The organism is Aureisphaera sp., assembly GCF_059726885.1.
This window is the reverse complement of record NZ_AP041051.1, coordinates 1302432-1322644: the sequence shown is the minus strand read 5'-3', so window position 1 is coordinate 1322644 and position 20213 is coordinate 1302432. Positions and strand designations below refer to the sequence as shown.

Here is a 20213-nt window from a genome sequence, read left to right as displayed (position 1 = left end):
GTTTTTCTTTCATCATTGTTTGGTATAATCCAAACCTAACCAACTAAAAAACTAACCTAAAACTTAAAACTCAATCCACTATAAACCCCTAAATAATAAGGCCTAAAATCCACGGACGAATCCGAATACGGATTGAGTTGGTATTTAAACATAGGTTCGATATTAAACTTTAATCTATTACTAATTTTGTAGTTAAACCCTAACCCAACATTGGTAGAAAAACTTACCGAATTTAGGTTATTGGCTTCACCAAGTACTTCACGGAAATTGCCGTCATTTGCCACAATTTCATTATTACCCAAGAACAGCGTGCTAAACCCTCCTATCATATTAATGCCAAATCGCTTATCCAGCAAGGCATAGTTCAATTCTAATGGAACTTCGAAATACGAAAGGTTCTGGGTTAATTCTGCATTATCGCCACCAGTAGACTTCGGGCGTAGGTTCTCGAATGGGTTCATATCGTCCGAAGGAGGAGTCGTAGCAAGCGTCCCTTTATCAAGGGCCGTTAACACATTGGATCGCCCTCCATAATCTACAGTTGCCAGAGCGGAAGCTACAGGTCCCGTTGCCAACTCAATATCCCCGGTAGTATACCCAAGGTTTACATTACTAACCCCCGAACGGATACTCAGGCGATCATTAATGGCATAACTTACCTGTACCCCATAACTGAAGTTGGTGTCACCACTCTGCGAATTGTCTGCAAACATGGGATCTATAGAAGAACCACCATCTAAGCTGTTGTAAAATACAGGGCCAAAATTAGGGGTTACTTCCCACTGTCTAGCATCGGGATCGTCCACTTTTGCTACTTCCTTCTCTTCATCCTCCGCAATTGCATCGAAAATGGATTTTTTGTTTTCTTCAGGAATGACTTGGGTTTCGTCTTTTTTCTCTTCTGTCTGGGTTACGGCCGTTTCGGCATCTTGGATGATCACTTTTGAAGGATCCTTGTCCTCCATTGGGTTCTTAAATCGTTCCTCGTCCAGTTGTTTACTATCCTCTTTCTCCTTTTTTAGATTCTCGACAGCAACACCAGTTTGCACCACCTCATTTTTCTGTGTATCTACAACATCCTTATTCAACTTAGTCGAAGGATTTTCGGGATTTGATTTCTGCTTTTCAACATTTTCAGAAATCGCTACCGCATCTTGAGCATTGCTCATTTTATCAAAACCAGTATCCTTTTTAAGGAGTTTGTTTTCAGGAGAAGGGGAGGACGTTTTTTCTTGATCCTCTACCGCAATGGCCTTTTGACCGCTTCGGGATTTTTGAAGAACCTTTTCTTGAGTATCTAACGTTTCAATGTCATCTGTAGTAGACTTTTCTTCAGTGCTTTCCTCCAATTTGTCTTCAGAGGAAATCGCATCATCCTTAATCTCTTTGTCAATAATAGGGGTATTGTCCTGTTGCTGTTCAATACTTCGTTCAGTATTGTCATCTACAAGCACAGGGCCTTCCGTTCCGTTGCCAAACGGATCGAACATCATATTGCCCACAGTAAGTAGCAAGGCCAGCAATGCGGCCACACCACCCAAGCGCCACCACAGAGGAATCACCTTACGGTCGTCCTTCTCTTTTTTCATTTTGGCTTGGATAGAGTCCCAAACCTCTGGAGAAGGAGCCGCTTCAAAATGCTGCAGTTGCTCTTTGAACAAATCGTCTATGTGTTTCTTGTCACTCATCAAAATCACCTTTTTACAAGGCGGGTTACTGTTTATTTTGGTCGTTAAGAAACGATTCTACTTTCTTTTTAAGGATCATTCGGGCCCGAGCCAAATTAGATTTGGAAGTTCCGTCCGAAATTCCCAGCATCTCGGCTATTTCTTTATGCGAATAGCCATCTAGCACGTACAGGTTGAACACCAATCGGTAGCGGTCGGGTAATTCCTGAATAATCTTCAGTAAAAAATCCAAAGGAACCTGCGTGGTCTCTACCTCAACATCTACGTCCTCCAACCGTTCCTCATTCGAAATATCGAATACCTTTTTCTTCCTGTATTTTTGAAGCACCGTATTTACGGTTATGCGCTTCATCCAGCCTTCAAAAGAACCTTTTCCTTGGAACTGCTCAATCCTATTAAAAATAGTGATGAATGCATCCTGTAAGCTGTCTTCAGCCTCGGCTCGATTCGGGGAATATTTTAAACATATTCCGAACAAGACACGGGAGTATTGCTTATAAAGCGCTTCCTGTGCTTTAGCGTCGTGCCGCTTGCATTCTTCTATGAGCTGTTGTAACGTCAAATATGGTTGGCTTGTTTAGTACACTTAACTACCTTATAACGTAAGCAGGCAACCATATCGCCCAAGTTGCTACAATGGGTAGATACGTGACGAAATAAATGGTTGCGTGGGGCAGAAGTTTTTTAACTGGCTACAGCTGCTATTGCTTCCTTGATTTTTTGCTCTAGTTCTTCCATTAACTCAGGATTATCTAGAAGCAAGGTCTTAACCGCATCTCGACCCTGGCCTAATTTGGTATCGTCATAACTAAACCAAGATCCACTTTTCTTCACTATTTCATACGCTACACCCAAGTCTATGATTTCACCCACCTTAGACACCCCTTCGCCATACATGATATCGAATTCGGCCGTTCTAAATGGCGGTGCCACTTTGTTCTTTACAATTTTTACTCGGGTTTTATTCCCCAAGATACTTCCTTGGCTATCCTTAATCTGTGTAGATCGTCGTATATCCAGCCTTACAGAGGCATAAAATTTCAATGCATTACCTCCCGTTGTGGTTTCAGGATTTCCGAACATCACCCCGATTTTTTCCCTTAATTGGTTAATGAAGACCACAGTACAATTGGTCTTGCTAATGGAGGCAGTTAACTTTCTGAGTGCTTGGGACATTAATCGAGCATGCAACCCCATTTTACTATCCCCCATTTCACCTTCGATCTCACTTTTTGGGGTAAGGGCCGCTACCGAATCGATAATAATGATGTCTATGGCACCACTTCGAATTAAATTATCTGCTATCTCTAATGCCTGTTCCCCGTTGTCCGGTTGTGAGATAATAAGATTTTCTATGTCCACCCCTAATTTTTCAGCATAATACCTGTCGAAGGCATGTTCTGCGTCTATAAAAGCTGCAATTCCCCCACTTTTTTGGGCTTCCGCAATAGCGTGTAAGGTAAGGGTGGTTTTACCAGAAGATTCGGGACCGTAAATTTCAACAACCCTTCCCCTTGGATAACCCCCAACACCCAAAGCTAAATCCAATCCTAAGGAACCTGTTGGAATCACCTCAACTTCTTGTACGGCGGCATCGCCCATCTTCATCACGGTGCCTTTTCCGTAGGTCTTATCTAGCTTGTCAAGTGTAAGTTTTAATGCTTTTAATTTTGCGTCTTTTTCGCTGCTCATGTGTCTATCTATTGAAAATTCTTAAAACGTTAAAGGTAGCATTTCTCCATATTTGGCACAACAGGAAAAAGCCTTGCCTCCCTTTTTTTGTCAACAATAGGACAAAAGTGTATTTTTGCCCCAATTATTATAAGTTTTCATCTTTTCACCTTAAAAAGTATAGCATGCAACTGTACAACACACTAAGTGCAAAAGAGAGAGCGGAATTATTGGAAAAGGCCGGTGAAGACCGACTTACGCTTTCTTTTTATCAGTACGCCAAAATTGGCAATCCAGAACTTTTCAGGAATCATTTATTTATCGCTTGGGACGATATGAACGTCTTGGGGCGTATCTATGTGGCCAATGAAGGAATTAATGGACAATTATCTGTACCGGCTAAGAATTTTAATGACTTCAAGAAATTTTTGGACGGAATCTATTTCCTAAAAGACGTACGCCTCAACATTGCCATTGAACACGATCTAAAGTCCTTCTTAAAACTGAAGGTGAAAGTCCGCAAAAAAATTGTGGCCGATGGATTAAACGATGACACCTTCGATGTAACAAACAAGGGGGTGCATGTAGACGCCGAAAGGTTTAATGAGCTTATTGAAGACCCTGAAACGGTTTTAGTCGATATGCGAAATCATTATGAAAGTGAAATAGGGCATTTTAAAGGAGCAGTTACACCAGATGTGGATACCTTTCGCGATTCTTTGGATATTATTGAAGAAGACTTAAAAGAGCATAAGGAGGACAAAAAGTTGGTGATGTATTGTACAGGCGGTATTCGCTGTGAAAAAGCTAGTGCTTACTACAAGCACAAAGGATTTAAAAATGTGTTTCAATTGGAAGGCGGTATCATAGAATACGCCCGTCAAGTACAAAACAAGGGGCTTGAGAATAAGTTCATTGGTAAAAATTTTGTGTTCGATCACCGCAGGGGTGAGCGTATTTCTGAAGATATTATTGCCCAATGCCATCAATGTGGTAAACCGTGCGATACCCATGTAAACTGTGCTAACGAAGCATGTCACTTACTGTTTATTCAATGTGAGGAATGTGCCAATACAATGCAAGAATGTTGCAGTAATGAATGTGCAGAAATCATACAGTTACCCTACGAAGAGCAGAAGCGATTGCGAAGCGGCAAACACAACAGCAACAAGATTTTCAAGAAGGGCAGGTCGGAAAAATTAAAGTACAAACAGTAATTCTTTTATTGGTATATTTACTGATTGTAAGTATGTTTAATCTTCGTCTCTTTTTTTAATTGAAAAAGAGCTATATATAAAAAATATGGGCTGTACCAGCTGCGCTACTGGCGACAATGGACAACCAAAAGGCTGCAGAAACAATGGAACCTGTGGCTCCGATGGCTGTAATAAACTGACGGTATTCGATTGGCTTTCCAATATGTCGCTTCCTGGCAATATGGAACCTTTCAATGCGGTGGAAGTACGTTTTAAAAATGGAAGAAAACACTTCTATCGCAATCCCGACAATCTTACATTGGGCATTGGCGATGTGGTGGCTACCGAAGCATCACCAGGTCATGACATAGGGATCGTAACCTTAACGGGGGAACTGGTTCGGGTGCAGATGAAAAAGAAAAAACTGCAACCGACCATTGAGGAATTACCCAAAATATACAGAAAGGCATCCCAGAAGGATATCGATATATGGCAAAAGATGCGGGATAAGGAATTGGATGTTCAAAAGCAGTCCCGTGAAATTGCCATGAGATTAGGATTGCAGATGAAGATCAGTGATGTAGAATACCAGGGCGACGGATCTAAAGTAATCTTCTATTATACTGCGGAGGAACGAGTGGATTTCCGTCAGCTCATTAAAGATTTGGCACGAGCCTTTAGTACACGTATCGAGATGAAACAGGTCGGATTTCGACAAGAAGCAGCCCGTTTGGGAGGTATTGGTTCTTGTGGAAGGGAATTGTGTTGCTCTACATGGCTTACAGACTTTAGAAGTGTAAATACTTCTGCCGCCAGATACCAACAACTTTCATTGAACCCGCAAAAGTTGGCCGGACAATGCGGCAAATTGAAATGTTGCCTTAATTATGAACTTGACACCTATTTGGAGGCTTTGGAAGAGTTTCCTAGAAGCGACGTAAAACTAGATACCGAAAAAGGACGGGCCCATTGCCAAAAGGTCGATATTTTTAAGGGCCTCATGTGGTTCTCTTATGAAAAAGAAAACATGACATGGCACGAAATGGAAGTGGCGCGTGTTAATGAGATTGTCGCTCTTAACAAAAAAGGCAAAAAAGCGACAAGCTTAGAGGACTATATAGAGGATAAAGTATATGCGACCAAAGAATTGTTCGAAAATGTAGTAGGACAAGATAGCCTTACAAGATTCGACCAACCAAAAAGACGAAGAAAAAGCCGCAGGAATAAAGGGAATAAGAAAAAGACCGAAGCTACTGCCTCCAATAATTCTGGAGGGAATAAAAAGTCCAATTCTGGAAGGAATAAAAACCGAAATCGCAATCGGAACAGAAACCGCAATAACAAGAATGCGTAAATTAATCTGCACCCTGTTTTTACCGCTACTTTTTATAGGTTGCGACTCCCAAATCGTTGTGAGCGATATGCGTGACTTGCCGGGCAATTGGCATAAGGATGAGGTTTTGGAGTATCAAATACCCCAATTGGATTCCCTTAAAAAGTACAATGTGTTCTTTCACCTTCGCAACACGAATGAGTATCCTTTCAACAATATTTTCTTAATAGCTTCTATGGAGTTTCCACACGGAAAAACCGTTACCGACACCTTAGAATACAGGATGGCCGCTCCAGATGGTACATGGCTGGGTAAAGGAATTGGCAGTGTTAAGGAAAGTAAGCTTTGGTATAAGGAAGAAGTTTCATTTTTTGAAGAAGGAACTTATAAACTGACACTCTCCCACGCAGTACGCAATAACGGCGAGGTGCATGGCGTTACCCATTTGGAGGGCATTACGGAAGTAGGCTATAGTATAGAAGAAGCAAACCATCAACCCTAACATCCCATGGCAAAACAAGTAAAGAAAAAACCCGCTGCGAATAAGGAGCAAGGCTCTGTTAGAAAGCACATTAAACTTTTTTGGATGATCTTCGGCTCAGGAGTTGTATTATTTTTTCTGCTTTTCTTGTTGGTGTCCTGGGGGATCTTCGGAAGTTTACCTGATGAAACAAGTCTGGAAAATCCCGAGAAAGATTTGGCCACACAAGTGATTTCATCAGATGGACAAGTTATAGGCAAGTTTTTTAAGGAAAATAGGACGCCAGTAGACTATGAGGATTTACCAGATCATTTGGTCAACGCATTAATTGCGACCGAAGATGTTCGTTTTTTTGATCATGCAGGAATTGATGGTAAAGGAACTGTAAGAGCCGTGGCTTTTCTTGGTACCCGAGGAGGGGCTAGTACCATCACACAACAATTGGCAAAACAATTCTTTACAGGTAGAGCTGCAAAGAATATAGTTGAACGTCTCATTCAAAAATCCCAAGAGTGGATTATCGCAACTCGTTTGGAACGTCGCTATACCAAGGAGGAGATCATTACCATGTATTTTAATACTTATGATTTCCTTAATCTGGCGATTGGAATTGAATCGGCAGCGAATATCTATTTCAATAAGGCGCCACAGGACCTCAATATTCAAGAATCTGCTATGCTGGTTGGAATGTTTAAAAACGCATCTTATTTTAATCCAAGAAAAAGGGCCGAAAAGGTTAAGGAAAGAAGGGATGTTGTTTTATTTCAAATGGCTAAATATGATTTTATTTCTGAGCAAGAAAGAGATTCTATTCAAGGCATTCCGTTAGAGATAAACTATACTCCACAAAAGCATATAGATGGTATAGGAACTTATGTCCGAGAGTATATTCGTGGTTATATGAAGGAATGGGCTAAGGACAATCCAAAAGCCGATGGTACGAGGTATGATATAGATAGCGATGGATTGAAGATTTACACAACTCTTAATGCGCAGATGCAAATATATGCAGAGGAGGCGGTCGATGCGCATATGCGAAGACTCCAGGCTGAATTCGACAAACAGAACGAGAAAAACAAAACGGCTCCTTTCCGTGATATTACTGCAGATGAAATTGAGGGAATAATGAATTCCGCCATGAAGCGAACCGATCGCTGGAGGGAGATGAAAAAACAGGGCAAAAGCGAAGCCCAAATCATTGAAAGCTTCAAGAAGAAAACCCAAATGCGTATTTTCTCTTGGGGAGGCGATATCGATACCCTCATGACCCCTATGGATTCCATTCGCTATTACAAGAATTTCTTTAGGGCTTCTTTGTTGTCCATGACACCACAAACCGGAGAGATCAAGGCCTGGGTGGGAGGCATCAACTATAAGCACTTTAAATATGACATGGTTAAAACAGGGCGACGCCAGATAGGATCTACTTTTAAGCCTTTTGTGTATGCCACTGCCATAGACCAAATGCATATGTCACCTTGTGATACACTGCCCAATACACCTTATACTATTCCCGCAGGCAAGCATGGCAATATGAAGGATTGGAGCCCGAAAAACAGCGACGGCAATTATGGAGGTATGATGACACTTAGGAACGCCTTGGCAAACTCGGTAAATACAATTACTGCTAGACTTATAGATCGTACGGGACCGCGTCCCATTATAGACCTAGTTGGAAAAATGGGGGTGGACACTGAAGATGTCCCTGAGGTGCCTTCCATCGCATTGGGAACACCGGATATTACTTTATATGAGATGGTAGGGGCGTATAGCACCTTTGCCAATGAAGGAGTTTTCGTAAAACCTATTTTGGTACAGCGCATTGAAGATAAGAACGGAACGATTCTGTTTCAGAATATTCCAGAGACCAGGGATGTAATTAGCAAGGAAACGGCGTATGTTACGGTAAATCTAATGCAAGGTGTGACCCAAGGAGGATCTGGGACACGATTGCGTCACAGTTGGGCAGGTAATCGATCCGATTACAAGAGCATAATTACTGGTTACCCCTATGAGTTTTCAAATCCAATTGCCGGAAAGACTGGAACCACGCAGAATAATAGCGACGGATGGTTTATGGGAATGGTTCCCAATCTTGCAACCGGAGTTTGGGTAGGAGGTGAAGACCGTGCTACCCATTTTGGAACGACACGATACGGTCAGGGAGCTGCGATGGCATTACCCATTTGGGGGGTGTACATGAAAAGTTGTTATGAAGACGAGACTTTAGATGTCTCCAAAGGGAATTTCAAGAAACCCCAAAAAATCTCTATTGAAACGGATTGTGAGAAATTCAAGAACCAGAATAAAGGGGATACCGATGAAATTCCAGCAGACGAAATAGACTTCTAATCGAAGACAATAAATACTTGAAACCTCTTTGTTTTATTTGCACAAGGAGGTTTTTTTATGCCTTGAAATTTCAGTACTTTTAATGAAAATTTGAAAGAATGATTACAAAAACGGTGGCTAACGTTGAAGAAGCTTGTCAAGGTGTTCAGGATAGTATGACATTTATGTTGGGAGGTTTTGGTTTGTCAGGTATTCCTGAAAATTGTATCGCACAATTGGTGGCACTTAATGTCAAAGATGTAACCTGCATTTCGAACAATGCTGGAGTCGATGATTTTGGATTGGGTTTGTTGCTGCAGAAACGACAAATAAAGAAAATGATTTCTTCATATGTGGGTGAAAACGCGGAGTTTGAGAGGCAGATGTTGAGTGGGGAACTTGAGGTTGAACTCATTCCTCAAGGAACCCTAGCCCAACGTTGCAGGGCTGCACAGAGTGGCATCCCGGCATTCTATACTCCCGCGGGTTATGGAACAGAAGTTGCCGAAGGAAAGGAATCAAGGGAGTTCAATGGTAAAATGCACATTTTGGAGCATGCTTTTAAGGCCGACTTTGGCTTCATTAAAGCGTGGAAAGGGGATACGGCTGGAAATCTTATATTTAAGGGAACGGCTCGCAATTTCAACCCTAATATGTGTGGAGCGGCAAACATTACAGTAGCTGAGGTCGAAGAATTAGTTCCTGCGGGTCAATTGGATCCGAACGAAATTCATATCCCGGGCATTTTTGTGCAGCGTATCTTCCAAGGAGAGAAATATGAAAAGAGAATTGAGAACCTAACCGTGAGAAAAAGAGACTAATGGCATTATCTAAAGAACAGATCGCACAGCGCATCGCACAGGAAGTTAAAGACGGCTATTATGTAAATCTTGGAATTGGTATTCCAACATTGGTGGCCAATTTTGTACGCGAAGATATTGATGTTGAATTTCAAAGTGAAAATGGAGTACTTGGCATGGGCCCATTTCCTTTTGAAGGTGAGGAAGATCCAGATCTTATAAATGCAGGTAAGCAAACCATTACAGCTCTTAAGGGAGCCTCTTTTTTCGATTCTGCCATGAGCTTCTCTATGATACGCGGTCAACATGTAGATCTAACTATTTTAGGAGCTATGGAAGTGGCGCAGAATGGAGACATCGCTAATTGGAAAATTCCAGGAAAAATGGTGAAAGGCATGGGCGGTGCTATGGATTTGGTAGCTTCGGCCGACAATATCATAGTAGCCATGATGCATACCAATAGAGCGGGAGATTCTAAACTTCTCAAAGAATGCTCGCTACCATTAACGGGGGTCAATTGTGTAAAAAAGATTGTTACGAACTTGGCAGTTCTTTCTGTAGAGGACAATAGTTTTCGCTTGTTAGAAAGGGCTCCGGGTGTGAGTGTTGAGGAGATCAAGGCGGCCACTGCTGGCGATCTTATTATTGAAGGGGAAGTGCCCGAAATGAGCCTTTAAACAATTTACCAAGTCCTACTAGGCCATAATTTTATGGAGACCATGCCATCCAAACTTCATTAGGATGGTAAAAATCATGGCATAATTACTTAATATGGCACCCATACCACTGGGTGTCTTTTACTTTTGTGGACCTCCGTACTTGGGTTATATATGGGAAAATGGACCATTAGAAGCTGTCCCAAAAGCGATATTTCATTTGATATGTTAAAAAAAATAGCATTTCATCGAAAAAATCATGTCTTTTATCTTGTTTTTATAATTTTTTCACAAATTAGCTATCCCAAAAATGATAACCAGCTTAACCTACTTATGAAAACATTTGCCAATTCAATAAAAGGTACCATTCAACTTATTAAAAGTATAATGTACGTTGCCAAAAAGGTGTTTTTATTGATGTAACGTTGAGATAACTTTTTTACCCCAAGTCTGCAACGATTCAGATAAAGGTAGGCCCGTTCTTTGTGAGGTTAGAACGGGCTTTTTTATTTTCTGTATTTAAATCCCTTTGGGTATAGCTTCAATGAGCTTTTTGGTATACGGACTATTGGGGTGGGCATAGATTTCATCTGCATCACCCAGTTCCTCTATTTTTCCATTGTTCATGACCAGTAATTGATCTGCCATGAATTTGACCACGGCCAAATCATGCGAGATAAAAATATAGGTGAACCCGAAATCCTCTTTTAATTCGTTGAGAAGATTGAGTACCTGGGCCTGCACGGAAATATCGAGTGCAGAAACAGATTCATCGCATATGACCAATTTAGGCTCTAGGGCAATGGTTCGGGCAATACCCACACGTTGTCTTTGCCCTCCGGAAAGTTCATGCGGATAGCGATGAAAATAACTTTCATCCAGACCTACACGTTCCAATAGGGCAATTGCTTTCTCCTCACGGTTCTTTTTGGATGTTCCAATTTGGTGAACCAGCATGGGTTCTACAAGCGAAGCACCAATAGTCAGCCTAGGGTTAAGGGATGAGTACGGATCCTGAAAGATGAGTTGAATTTCTTTACGGAGTCTTCGTATTTCACCTGCGGATAGGCTACTAAGGTTTTTACCCCTATAAAGTATAGCTCCTTCAGACGCCTTTTCCAGTTGCAAAATAGTCTTGCCCAAGGTGGATTTTCCACACCCCGACTCTCCCACCAAGCCTAGTGTCTCGCCTTCAAAAACAGAGAAACTGACATCGTCAACTGCTTTTACCACTTGTTTGGGACCAAACATTCTTGCGTTTCCATAGTATTCCTTTTTAAGGTTATGAACTTCAAGAATGGGTGTTTGTGTATATAGTTTTTTATGTTTTAGTGCTCTTTGTTGGGGTAAAACCTCTTCAGGGGAAAAGCTTTTGTCCTTTAGGGAGGCTATGGTAGGAAGTGTTTTAAATCGTTTTTCCATAGAAGGCCTAGAGGCCAACAATGCTTTCGTATAATCTGCCTTAGGCAACTTAAATATAGAATAAACGCTCCCTTCCTCTACAATTTCGCCCTTGTACATGACCACAACACGATCTGCGATCTGACTTACCAAATTAAGGTCATGTGAAATAAAAATAAGACTCATTCCAGTGTCCTTTTGAATGTCTTTCAACAATTCAATGATTTCCTTTTGAACAGTTACGTCTAGCGCTGTTGTGGGTTCATCTGCAATGAGCAATTTAGGTTTGCAGGCAATGGCCATGGCAATCATGACCCGTTGCATTTGCCCTCCACTAATTTGATGAGGGTAGCTGGAATATATCTCATGTGGCCGTGGCAGCTTTACCTTTTCAAATAAAGAAAGTGTTTCTTTTTTTGCCTCTGCCGAAGAATAGGAAAGATGATGCTGCAAAATTTCTGCAACCTGTTTTCCACATTTCAATGATGGATTGAGGGCACTCATGGGTTCCTGAAAGATCATTGCAATATCTTTTCCCCTCATTTTCCGGAGCGCAATGGGGGATTGCTCAATCAATTCTTGATCTTCAAAATATAGCTGTCCTTCTACTTTCGAATTCCTCTTTGGGAGTAATCCCATGATGGCTAGAGAGGACACCGATTTTCCGGAGCCTGACTCACCAACAATTCCAAGAATTTCGTTTTGCGCCAACTGAAATGAGATACCATGAACTACCTTGGTCAATTCTTTTTTCTTCCCGAAAGAAATGGAAAGATTCTCAATGCGTAAAAGGGGAGTGTCGGACATGCCTCCAAAGATAGTTTTTTGTTTGTAAATCCAACGGAACGGACCTTTAGCCTACCAATTTGGTAGGTTATAATATTTTAATAATGAGTGTATTACTAAAATGATGTTGCCGTTCATCGAATAAAATTTGATATATGATAAAAAAACATTTAATTTGTTGAATAATCTGTAAAAATATACTCAATATTGCTAAAAATGTTTAATCAATTGGTTAAAAAGATTAACATTTGTAAGAATATGAAAAACAGCTTTTATGCGTATTTGCACAGGTTTTCTTCCCCAAACCAACAATACAGCTTACGAAATTATTAATTAACAAACCTAATCTATGAAACGAATACGATTTTTCTAGGCAGTTTTCCCCTTAGCAACTAATTACTCCCTTTATCGTTGACCCTTTACCTTGTTTTCCCCATGGAAGACACTGGAGACGTATGCCTTTTTTGGTATGAAAACACACTAATCATAAACTATTAAAAATGAAAAAAATGTACCTCTTTGTGCTACTATGTATGGTAGGACAATTAACCATTTCCCAAAGTTTGATGGATGGGATAGTACAAGACTATTTCAATGTCCTTAAGGGAGAATCCCATTTCAAACAAGGAGATTTAACACAATGGAAGATAACCGATGTAGTTCCTTCCTTGAATCCTGATGTAAAGCACGTTTATGTGCAACAAATGCTAAACAATATTCCGATTCAGTATGCCACCTATAAACTGACGGTGAAAAATGGAAAAGTAACTTGGCATATAGACCAGTTCGTTTCCAATGTATCGGAGAGGGTCGCTACAACCCAGGCGTCATTAACACCAGAAGCAGCCGTAATGAAAACGGTTCAGCATCACGGCCTAATGGCTCCCGCACTTCAGGGAACACGTAATGCCGAAGGCACTTTTGTGTATAACGACACTAGAGCAGCTCTGGAACCCATTAAAGTAAAACCAATGTACCAAATGTACAATGGGGAAATTCGATTGGTTTGGAACGTAAGTTTCTATCAAAAGGATGGTCAACATTGGTGGAACGAAAATATTGATGCCACGAATGGTCAGGTACTCCGTACCGAAGATTGGGTTATTACCTGTAACTGGGGAGAAGATCATGAAAACCATAATCATGGCGCAGAGTCTGTTGTAGAGGAAGCACCAGTGATTGAAGGCCCAGCAAACTTTGTAGCTGGAGAAAGCTATAATGTATATCCAATGCCATTAGAAAGCCCACTTGATGGAGGGCGTAGCATTGTAAACGATCCTCAAAATTTAACGGCATCTCCTTTTGGTTGGCATGATACCAATGGTTCTGCTGGAGCCGAATACACAATTACACGTGGTAATAATGTGTGGGCACAAGAAGATGCAAATGGAAATAATGGAACTGGTTTCTCCCCAGATGGTGGATCCGGTTTGGATTTCAACTTTCCTATAAATTTAAGTAATCAGCCTAGCACGTACCAATCAGCGGCCATTACCAACCTTTTCTACTGGAATAACATCATGCACGATGTATACTACCAATATGGATTTGATGAAGCCAGTGGTAACTTCCAAGAAAACAACTATGGAAAAGGTGGAGTTGGAGGCGATTCTGTAAATGCCGATGCTCAGGATGGCTCAGGGCTTAACAATGCTAACTTCTCTACCCCTACAGAAGGAGGTAATCCAAGAATGCAGATGTTCCTTTGGTCTGGAAATCCACAAATTGATGGTGATTTGGATAATGGAATTATAGCTCATGAGTACGGACACGGTATTTCCATACGTTTGGTTGGTGGACCTGGAACCAATGGTTTAGGTGGATCAGAACAAATGGGTGAAGGATGGAGTGACTGGTTTGGTTTAATGCTAACCATGAAAACTGGAGATGCAGGAACCGATTCCCGTGGAATTGGAAATTTTGCCTTAGGACAGACTTCGAGCGGTAGCGGAATTCGACCAACACCCTATTCTACAGATACCTCTATCAACGGTACTACCTATGGCGACATTGGTGGATTGGCTGTTCCTCACGGTGTGGGATATGCTTGGGCAACCATTATCTGGGATTTAACTTGGGCTTTGGTAGCTCAGGATGGATTCGATACAGACTTTTACAACGGAACAGGAGGTAATAATGTAGCTATGGCCTTAATTATTGAAGGTCTCAAAAATACGGCTAACAACCCTGGTTTTGTATCAGGTCGTGATGGAATCCTTCAGGCAGATCAAGACCTTTACGGTGGAGCCTATAATTGTATTATTTGGGACGTTTTCGCAGCTCGTGGAGTTGGGGTAGATGCCAATGAAAATACCAATGGAGGAACCAATACAAATACCGACCAATCAACATCATTCACAAGTGGATGTGGCGGAGGAAGCCCAGATGCTTGTTCTGGTACCGTAGCGACTTATCCTGATGATGAGAGCTTCGAGAGTGATCTTGGAAACTGGAGTCAGTCCACACAGGACGACCTTAACTGGACCCGTGATAGTGGGGGAACCCCTTCTAACAATACTGGGCCTGCGACTGCGGCCGATGGAACGTTCTATATATATGTAGAAGCTTCCGGAAACGGTACTGGGTACCCAAGCAAAAGGGCAATCCTAAACTCTCCTTGTTATGACCTAAGTGGGGAAACGGGAGCTACTTTCGATTTCAGCTATCATATGTTTGGAGCTGCGGATATGGGAAGTATCGACCTGGAAGTTAGTACCGATGACGGTGCCACTTGGTCAAGTGTTTGGAACCAAACGGGCAACCAAGGGAATCAATGGAATGCCGAAAGCATAAACTTGAATAGTTATGCTGGGGAAAGTAATTTCCGAATGCGTTTCAATAGAGTTACAGGAAGTACTTGGCAGGCAGATATCGCTTTAGATGGATTTAGCATGCAAGGTGGAAGTACTGCAGATACTGAAGCGCCATCAGCACCAACAGGTTTGGTTGCTTCTAACATAGCGGATACGACCCTAACACTGAACTGGAATGCATCGACGGATAATGTGGGTGTGACAGGATATGAAGTATTCGAAGGAGGTTCCAGTATTGGGACAGTGACAGCTACTACTGCGAACATCACAGGCTTAACTGCGGCGACTTCTTACAGTTTCACGGTTCGCGCCTTTGATGCTGCTGGTAACAACTCCGGTTTCAGCAACACTGCCAACGCGACGACCACCGGCGGCGGCGGCGGTTGCACCGGCGGGGTATCGGTTGGATACAGCGAAGGGTTCGAGAGCTCGATCGGTGCCTGGACACAGGCTTCGGGCGACGACCTTGACTGGACCCGCGACAGTGGTGGTACGCCCTCGAACAACACGGGCCCATCGAGCGGTTCCGGCAGTACCTGGTACATGTACGTTGAGGCCTCCGGCAACGGAACGGGCTACCCCAACAAGCAGGCCATACTGAACTCGCCCTGTATCGACCTAGGCGGGGAGACCGAGGCCAGTTTTACCTTCGACTACCACATGTTCGGTTCTACGGACATGGGGAGCATCTCCGTTGAGGCGAGCACCGACGGTTCCACTTGGGCTAGCCTTTGGAGCCAGACGGGCAACCAGGGCAACCAGTGGAACGCACAGAGCGTGAGCCTTGATGCCTATGCGGGCGGTACGGTCCAGTTGCGATTCAACCGCATCACGGGGGGCACCTGGCAGGCGGACATTGCCATAGACAACGTTGCGGTGACCTCCGGCGGGGGCGGTGGTACCCCACCGACGGGCTACTGTGCCTCTAACGGCAACAACACCAGCGACGAGTACATACAGCGCGTCCAGATAGGCAGCATCGACAACAGCACGGGCGCTTCGGCGGGCGGTTACGGTGATTTCACGAGCCAGTCGACGAACCTGTCTGCGAGCAACAGCATCACGATCACCCCGTTGTGGACGGGCACGGTGTACAGCGAGGGCTATGCGGTCTTTGTGGACTGGAACCGGGATGGTGACTTTGGCGACGCTAACGAGCTTGCGTACTCGAGGGCGGCGACCACAGCGACCCCGATCACGGGCAGTTTCAGTGTTCCGGCCGGGGCATCCCCAGGTCCGACCAGGATGCGCGTGTCGATGAAGTACAACGGAATACCTACCTCCTGTGAGAGCTTCCAGTGGGGAGAGGTGGAGGACTACATTGTGGTGATCCCAACTTCATTCCAAGGATTCTCTGGAGACAGCGAGGATAGTATCCAAAGTGCAAGCATAGACTTCACATTATATCCAAACCCTGTTAATAGAGGTGTCTTGAATGTAAAAGTTGCAAGTACGAATGTATCCGATTATACCATTTATAATGTGGTTGGTCAAATGGTGGCAAAGGGTGCCTTTGCAGAAACCATTGATGTGTCACAATTACAAAGTGGAATGTATATGCTTCAAGTAACTGTCGATGGACAGAAACTAATTGAAAGCTTTATAGTGGAGTAGTAAGTTTCCTTACTACCTGTAATTAAACAGTCCCCACCTTCCTGCAAGACTCAGTCGTGCAGGAAGTGGGGACTTTTTTTCATTAATTTTTAAAAACATAAAGATGAAAAGATCATTTTACTTTATCATTTTTTCATTGTGTAGTTTGATAGGTTTCGGACAGACCCCATGTCAGAATGGATTCGCCGGATCTTATCCATGCAATGATTACGATCTTATGTCACATATAACCCTTGCCGAGATGAGTGCGGGAGCTGGAAATGACAGCTGGGGATGGACAGATAGCCAAACGGGAAATGAATATGCTATAATTGGATTGAATAATGGGACCGCATTCATTGATATTTCAGATCCCGTAAATGCCGTGTATTTGGGAAAACTCCCAACAGCTACATCCAATAGCTCTTGGCGGGATGTTAAGGTGTACAATAACCATGCATTCATAGTAAGCGAAGCAGCAAACCACGGGATGCAGGTTTTTGATTTAACCAGACTTAGAAATGTGACCAATCCACCGCAAACTTTTACTGCGGATACGAGATATACGAATTTTGGAAATGCCCATAATATTGTTATTAATGAGAGCTCGGGATATGCCTATGCCGTGGGGACTTCTACCTTTAACGGAGGACCCCATTTTGTGAATATCCAGAATCCAACGAACCCAACGGCAGCTGGAGGATATTCAATGGATGGATATAGCCATGATGCACAAGTTATTACCTACAATGGACCCGATTCCGATTATACAGGTAGGGAGATATTAATAGGCAGCAATGAAAATGAAGTGGTGATTGTCGATATTACGGATAAGGCAAATCCAACGGCAATTTCGTCTATTAATTATCCCAATGTAGGTTATACACACCAGGGTTGGTTTACTGAAGATGTGCGCTATTTTATTCTTGGGGATGAATTGGATGAAACCAATATTGGTTTCAATACCCGAACCATTGTATTCGATTTTTTAGATTTGGATAATCCGCAACAACATATGATCTATAATGGACCAACACCCGCGATAGACCACAATGGATATGTAAAAGGGGACATTTTCTATTTAGCCAACTACCGTGCAGGGGTTCGAATACTCGATGTGTCTACTATTGGAAGCCAGAATATGACAGAAATAGGATATTTTGACACTTATCCTTCAAGCGATTCTGCCGCATTTAACGGAGTTTGGAATGTGTACCCCTATTTTGATAGTGGTAACATAGTTCTTAGTGATATTGAAGGGGGATTCTTCTTAATCAAAAAAAGTACTGGCGGTGGCGGTGGCGGCACTTGCACAGGAACAGAATCTGCTCCATATGGTGAGAGTTTTGAAAGCTCCCTGGGTGCTTGGACACAATCTGCTCAGGATGACCTTAACTGGACCCGTGATAGCGGGGGAACCCCTTCTAATAATACGGGACCCTCTTCCGGTAGCGATGGTACGTTTTATGTTTATGTAGAGGCTTCTGGAAATGGTACTGGGTATCCAAATAAAAGAGCGATTCTAAATTCACCCTGCTTTGATTTGACCACAGAAACCCAGGCTACTTTCAATTTCGATTATCACATGTTTGGAGCTACGGATATGGGAAGTATCGGCCTGGAAGTTAGTACCGATAACGGTGCCACTTGGTCAAGTATTTGGAGCCAAACGGGCAACCAAGGGAACCAATGGAATTCAGAATCCATAAGCCTAAATGCGTATGTCGGGGGAACAGTACAACTGCGATTTAACAGACTTACGGGAAGTACATGGCAGGCAGATATCGCATTAGATAATATTCAATTGCAAAGCGGAGGAGGCTCAGACACCCAAGCACCTACTGTTCCTACAAACCTAACGGCATCCAATATTGCAGAGAATTCACTTATGTTAAATTGGAACGCTTCTACAGATAATGTGGGTGTAACGGGATATGAGGTTTTTCAGGACGGATCGAGCATTAGCACTACGTCCAACACCTTCTTTGATGTCACAGGCTTAACTGCGGCGACTTCTTACAGTTTCACGGTTCGCGCCTTTGATGCTGCTGGTAACAACTCCGGTTTCAGCAACACTGCCAACGCGACGACCACCGGCGGCGGTGGTGGCGGGTGCACCGGCGGGGTATCGGTTGGATACAGCGAAGGGTTCGAGAGCTCGATCGGTGCCTGGACACAGGCTTCGGGCGACGACCTTGACTGGACCCGCGACAGCGGTGGTACGCCCTCGAACAACACGGGCCCATCGAGCGGTTCCGGCAGTACCTGGTACATGTACGTTGAGGCCTCCGGCAACGGAACGGGCTACCCCAACAAGCAGGCCATACTGAACTCGCCCTGTATCGACCTAGGCGGGGAGACCGAGGCCAGTTTTACCTTCGACTACCACATGTTCGGTTCTACGGACATGGGGAGCATCTCCGTTGAGGCGAGCACCGACGGTTCCACTTGGGCTAGCCTTTGGAGCCAGACGGGCAACCAGGGCAACCAGTGGAACGCACAGAGCGTGAGCCTTGATGCCTATGCGGGCGGTACGGTCCAGTTGCGATTCAACCGCATCACGGGGGGCACCTGGCAGGCGGACATTGCCATAGACAACGTTGCGGTGACCTCCGGCGGGGGCGGTGGTACCCCACCGACGGGCTACTGTGCCTCTAACGGCAACAACACCAGCGACGAGTACATACAGCGCGTCCAGATAGGCAGCATCGACAACAGCACGGGCGCTTCGGCGGGCGGTTACGGTGATTTCACGAGCCAGTCGACGAACCTGTCTGCGAGCAACAGCATCACGATCACCCCGTTGTGGACGGGCACGGTGTACAGCGAGGGCTATGCGGTCTTTGTGGACTGGAACCGGGATGGTGACTTTGGCGACGCTAACGAGCTTGCGTACTCGAGGGCGGCGACCACAGCGACCCCGATCACGGGCAGTTTCAGTGTTCCGGCCGGGGCATCCCCAGGTCCGACCAGGATGCGCGTGTCGATGAAGTACAACGGAATACCTACCTCCTGTGAGAGCTTCCAGTGGGGAGAGGTGGAGGACTACATTGTGGTGATCCCAACTTCATTCCAAAGTACTGGAGATACCCCACAGGCAATATCCCTTAGCACTCAGGAATTATTCCTATATCCCAATCCTGTTCGTGGAGGATATTTAAATATTGCCATTAAAGGAGGCAGTGCAAGGGAATACACTATATATAATGTTGTGGGTCAGTTGGTTGCAAGTGGCACCATACAAAAGGCCATCGATGTATCGCAATTACAAAGCGGCATGTACTTGCTGCAGGTTACCATAGATGGTCAGAACATAGTCAAAAACTTCCTAGTGGAATAACATATTAATTTTAGGACCTTATAAGCCCATTTCCGAAAGGAGATGGGTTTTTTATATTATGGATAAACCATACAAAATGTAGGAATTTTCCATTTCAACCATGATTATATGCACTTAATCGAAA

At 43.6% G+C, this 20213-nt stretch carries 12 protein-coding genes; 8 read left to right on the top strand and 4 right to left on the bottom strand.

From position 1 onward, the window contains the following. Positions 1 to 56: 56 nt before the first annotated feature. The 3 genes from AC6JAD_RS05875 to recA all read right to left on the bottom strand — a co-directional run bounded on the left by AC6JAD_RS05875 (position 57) and on the right by recA (position 3380). Positions 57 to 1688: an outer membrane beta-barrel protein gene (locus AC6JAD_RS05875; RefSeq protein WP_461304359.1), complete on the bottom strand. Its 1632-nt coding sequence runs from the start codon at positions 1686 to 1688 to the stop codon at positions 57 to 59. Positions 1689 to 1713: 25 nt separating this feature from the next. Then, positions 1714 to 2250 carry an RNA polymerase sigma factor gene (locus AC6JAD_RS05870; protein ID WP_461304358.1) on the bottom strand — a complete coding sequence of 179 codons (537 nt, stop codon included), beginning with the start codon at positions 2248 to 2250 and terminating at the stop codon, positions 1714 to 1716. Positions 2251 to 2372: 122 nt separating this feature from the next. After that, positions 2373 to 3380 (bottom strand): recombinase RecA, encoded by a 1008-nt coding sequence (gene recA, locus AC6JAD_RS05865; RefSeq protein ID WP_461304357.1) that lies wholly within the window; start codon positions 3378 to 3380, stop codon positions 2373 to 2375. A 164-nt stretch (positions 3381 to 3544) separates the two neighbouring features. Here recA and trhO point away from each other — a divergent pair, with 164 nt between their 5' ends. The 6 genes from trhO to AC6JAD_RS05835 all read left to right on the top strand — a co-directional run bounded on the left by trhO (position 3545) and on the right by AC6JAD_RS05835 (position 10177). After that, the gene (gene trhO, locus AC6JAD_RS05860) at positions 3545 to 4576 is read left to right on the top strand and encodes an oxygen-dependent tRNA uridine(34) hydroxylase TrhO (protein WP_461304356.1); all 1032 of its coding nucleotides are present in this window, start codon (positions 3545 to 3547) and stop codon (positions 4574 to 4576) included. An 85-nt stretch (positions 4577 to 4661) separates the two neighbouring features. Beyond that, positions 4662 to 5909 carry a PSP1 domain-containing protein gene (locus AC6JAD_RS05855; protein WP_461304355.1) on the top strand — a complete coding sequence of 416 codons (1248 nt, stop codon included), beginning with the start codon at positions 4662 to 4664 and terminating at the stop codon, positions 5907 to 5909. Continuing rightward, on the top strand, positions 5902 to 6390 hold the full coding sequence (locus tag AC6JAD_RS05850; RefSeq protein WP_461304354.1) for a gliding motility lipoprotein GldH: 489 nt from the start codon (positions 5902 to 5904) through the stop codon (positions 6388 to 6390). The genes AC6JAD_RS05855 and AC6JAD_RS05850 overlap by 8 nt, the downstream gene beginning before the upstream one ends. Before the next feature lie 6 nt (positions 6391 to 6396). Continuing rightward, on the top strand, positions 6397 to 8721 hold the full coding sequence (locus AC6JAD_RS05845) for a transglycosylase domain-containing protein (RefSeq protein WP_461304353.1): 2325 nt from the start codon (positions 6397 to 6399) through the stop codon (positions 8719 to 8721). Between the two features lie 98 nt (positions 8722 to 8819). Next, complete coding sequence (locus AC6JAD_RS05840) at positions 8820 to 9521, top strand: CoA transferase subunit A (protein ID WP_461304352.1); 702 nt, start codon at positions 8820 to 8822, stop codon at positions 9519 to 9521. Beyond that, positions 9521 to 10177 (top strand): CoA transferase subunit B, encoded by a 657-nt coding sequence (locus AC6JAD_RS05835; protein WP_461304351.1) that lies wholly within the window; start codon positions 9521 to 9523, stop codon positions 10175 to 10177. The genes AC6JAD_RS05840 and AC6JAD_RS05835 overlap by 1 nt, the downstream gene beginning before the upstream one ends. Positions 10178 to 10675: 498 nt before the next feature. On the opposite strand, the gene AC6JAD_RS05830 is transcribed toward AC6JAD_RS05835, so the two are convergent. After that, positions 10676 to 12364, bottom strand: coding sequence for an ABC transporter ATP-binding protein (locus AC6JAD_RS05830; RefSeq protein ID WP_461304350.1), 1689 nt, complete (start codon positions 12362 to 12364; stop codon positions 10676 to 10678). Between the two features lie 479 nt (positions 12365 to 12843). On the opposite strand from AC6JAD_RS05830, the gene AC6JAD_RS05825 reads away from it, so the two are divergent. Together AC6JAD_RS05825 and AC6JAD_RS05820 are read left to right on the top strand one after the other, a co-directional pair. Beyond that, positions 12844 to 16770, top strand: a complete 3927-nt coding sequence (locus AC6JAD_RS05825) for a M36 family metallopeptidase (protein ID WP_497866142.1) — start codon at positions 12844 to 12846, stop codon at positions 16768 to 16770. Between the two features lie 103 nt (positions 16771 to 16873). Continuing rightward, positions 16874 to 20089, top strand: coding sequence for a choice-of-anchor B family protein (locus AC6JAD_RS05820; RefSeq protein WP_497866141.1), 3216 nt, complete (start codon positions 16874 to 16876; stop codon positions 20087 to 20089). The last annotated feature ends 124 nt before the right edge of the window (positions 20090 to 20213 follow it).